Here is a 229-nt window from a genome sequence, read left to right as displayed (position 1 = left end):
CGCCCGGCGAGAGGTCGATGTATCGGAGCACGATCCAGATGATCACCGCCACGATCACTCCGATTCCGACGCCGGTTCCGATCCGGCCGATGAACAGCTCGAGGAACGCCCCGAGCGTCGGCTCCTCGAGCTGCATGATCTTGAACACGACGACCGCGAGGATGGCCGCCGTCACGTCGTTGACGATCCCCTCGGTCTCTAACGCGGTCGCGACCCGGTCCCGGACCGG

General features: G+C 65.9%; 1 protein-coding gene. It reads right to left on the bottom strand.

Going from position 1 to position 229, the window contains the following annotated elements:
• The coding region (locus tag EXE44_RS19540) for a cation:proton antiporter (RefSeq protein WP_199241314.1) at positions 1-229 on the bottom strand (229 nt) is incomplete at both ends.

It is taken from the genome of Halorubrum sp. SS7 (assembly GCF_005435055.1).
Taxonomy (GTDB): Archaea; Halobacteriota; Halobacteria; order Halobacteriales; family Haloferacaceae; genus Halorubrum; species Halorubrum salinarum.
Note: the sequence above shows the minus strand (reverse complement) of the source record. Positions and strands in the feature narration are given on the sequence as shown.